We start from the raw sequence: 2,881 nt of genomic DNA on the forward strand, positions 1-2,881 counted from the left end.
ACGAAGCAGTTCGCCACCGCCAGGTCAGGCTTGCCGTCACGGTTCAGGTCACCGACCGCCACGGAGTGAGGACCCATCCCCGCGCTGAAGTCGGTCTTGGGTCCGAAGCTTCCGTCTCCATTGCCGAGCAGCACGGAGACCGCGCCGCTGTATGAATTGGCGACAGCGAGGTCGGGTTTGCCGTCGGCGTTCAGGTCGGCAATGGCTACGGAGAACGGACCGTTTCCCGTGCTGTAAGAGACCGGAGGCGCGAAGAGAGCGCCCTCGGTGGCCGTGGCCGGATGGCACAAGGCAAGGAGAATCAGGAAGGACATCCCCGCGATCGTGCGTGTCGGTTCCCGGCGAAGAGTCCTGAGCGGGATTCGTGCGAGGATAGCGTTCGTCATGCCGGCGCCTCCGGATCGCGGCCTCCAGAAGAGCTTCCGCGGATCAGGCTTACGAGCATAGCTACAAGGTCCAACCCAGCTCAGGCCTCCGGGGTCACATGTTCACGCGGTCCAGCATCCGAGCGGACCCACTATCCGTCCCGGGACGGAGGCTCAACACGCCCCGGGGCGTGTTGAATTCCAATCGCGAGTCGGGCTTTGGTTCGAATCCATCTCGAACGCACGGTCCGCTGGACAGCACCCCTGCCGTTGCACGTAATCTCCTGAGCCCTTTCCCGGCGCTTTCTGGACGCCGGGACCGACACGCCCAACCGAGGATTCCATGCCGGATCACACCACCGAGGCCCTTCCTGCCGAGCGGGAAGACTTCATCCGCGAGATCGTCAAGGCCGACCTGGCCGCCGGAACGGTGCGCCAGATCGTGACGCGCTTTCCCCCCGAGCCCAACGGCTATCTGCACATCGGTCACGCCAAGTCGATCTGCCTCAACTTCGGGATTGCGCGACAGTTCGGCGGGCGGTGCAACCTGCGCATGGACGACACCAACCCGGCCAAAGAGGACGTGGAGTACGAGGAGTCGATCGTCGCCGACGTGCGCTGGCTGGTCGAGGGCTGGGCGGACGATCGCTTGGGTCTCAAGACCGCCGGCGCCACCGCGCGTCACGAGATCCGGGACGGGAGCGAGGACTTCCATCTGCCATCCGTGACGCTCGCCGAGGCGGATGGCCGGACGCTCGAAGCATTCCGTGCGTCCGACTACTTCGAAGCGCTGCATGCCTACGCGGTGCGGCTGATCGAGCGCGGCAAAGCTTACGTCTGCGATCACACCGCCGAAGAGGTGGATCGCATGCGCGGAGCGCCCGGGCAGCCAGGGCAGGAGAGCATGTACCGGGGACGCAGCGTGTCGGAGAGCCTCGATCTCTTTCGCCGCATGACGGGCGGTGAGTTCCCCGACGGCGCCCGCACGCTGCGGGCGCGGATCGACATGACTTCGCCGAACGTATGGCTGCGCGACCCGGTGCTGTACCGCATTCGCCACGTCGCGCACCACAACACGGGCGACCGCTGGTGCGTGTATCCGTTGTACGACTTCGCGCACGGCCTGTCGGACTACATCGAGGGCGTGACGCACAGCATTTGTACGCTGGAGTTCGTGCCCCACCGGCCGCTGTACGACTGGCTGCTCGAGGCCCTCGACCTGCCTCGTCCGCTGCCTCACCAGTACGAGTTCGCGCGCCTCGACATGACGCACACGCTCATGAGCAAGCGCAAGCTGCTGCGGCTGGTGCAGGAGGGTCGGGTCGCCGGTTGGGACGACCCGCGCATGCCCACCATCAGCGGGATGCGTCGGCGTGGCTACCCGGCGGCGGCGCTGCGCGACTTCGCCGAGCGCATCGGTGTGGCGCGCCGTGAGAACCGGGTCGAGCTGGCGCTGCTCGAGCACTGCGTGCGCGAGGATCTCAACCGACACGCGCTGCGCCGCATGGCGGTTCTGAGGCCGCTCAGGGTGGTGCTCGAGAACTTTCCGGAGGACGCCGTCGAGCATTTCGAGATCCCCAACAATCCCGAAGACTCGTCCGCGGGCGTGCGTCGCGTGCAGCTCGCGCGCGAGCTTTGGATCGAGCAGGACGACTTCCGCGAGACGCCGCCGCCCAAGTTCTTCCGCCTCAGTCCGGGCGTCGAGGTGCGGCTGCGGGGCGCTTACCTCGTGCGCTGCACGGGTGTCGTCCACGACCCCGGCACCGGCGAGGTGATCGAGGTGCGGGCCACGTACGATCCGGCGACCCGGAGCGGCAACGCGCCGGACGGGCGCAAGGTGAAGGCCACGATCCACTGGGTGTCGGCCGCCCATGCGATCGAAGCGGAGGTGCGGCTCTACGACACGCTCTTCACGCGCGAGGATCCGGAGGACGTGGGCGAGGGCGTGGACTTCACGGATGGCATCAACCCGAAGTCTCTCGAGGTGCTGCGAGGCTGCAAGCTGGAGCCGTTGCTGGCCGAGGCCGTGCCAGGCGTGCCCGTTCAGTTCGAGCGCGTCGGCTACTTCGTGGCCGACGGCATCGATTCGAAGCCAGGGGCGCCGGTGTTCAATCGGACTGTCACCCTGAAGGATGCATGGGCGAGGATCGAGAAGAAGCAGGCTGGCGATCTGCCGCGGCGCTGAGCGCCTGAGAGGCGCAGCGATCGAAGAAGAGCACCGACGGGAATTGCCCGGGGCTCGAGGCGGGCCTACAATCTTGGCCGGTCCTCACCCGAAGAGGTCTCATGACCCGCACCTTCAGCGCCTCCGCCGCACTGTGTCTGACCCTCGCGCTCGCTGGCTGCTCGAGTTCCACCGAGCCGGTTCGCCCAGCGCCCGACATCGTCACGGTCGACATCACCACAGCGGTTCACACCGCCCAATCGACCATCGCCCCGGGGTCCGTCGTCGATCTCACCCTATCGGTCACCAACAACGGAACCTCCACGGTGAGATTCGAGTTCAGGAGTACTTG

General features: G+C 66.6%; 3 protein-coding genes. 2 read left to right on the top strand and 1 reads right to left on the bottom strand.

Annotation, left to right across the window (positions count from 1 at the left end; translation table 11 throughout):
- On the bottom strand, window positions 1–386 hold a 386-nt coding region (locus tag VFQ05_07555), incomplete at its 3' end, for a VCBS repeat-containing protein (protein HET9326610.1).
- Between the two features lie 322 nt (window positions 387–708).
- Here VFQ05_07555 and glnS point away from each other — a divergent pair.
- The gene (glnS, locus tag VFQ05_07560; GenBank protein HET9326611.1) at window positions 709–2,550 is read left to right on the top strand and encodes a glutamine--tRNA ligase; all 1,842 of its coding nucleotides are present in this window, start codon (window positions 709–711) and stop codon (window positions 2,548–2,550) included.
- Window positions 2,551–2,651: 101 nt separating this feature from the next.
- A partial coding sequence (locus VFQ05_07565; GenBank protein HET9326612.1) for a hypothetical protein occupies window positions 2,652–2,881 on the top strand: 230 nt, incomplete at its 3' end.

The organism is Candidatus Eisenbacteria bacterium (genome assembly GCA_035712145.1).
In the GTDB taxonomy this organism is placed as follows: Bacteria; Eisenbacteria; RBG-16-71-46; order RBG-16-71-46; family RBG-16-71-46; genus DASTBI01.

Coding starts and splice junctions, on each gene's coding strand:
- glnS (HET9326611.1), top strand. CDS start 709: ATGCCGGATCACACCACCGAGGCCCTTCCTGCCGAGCGGGAAGACTTC.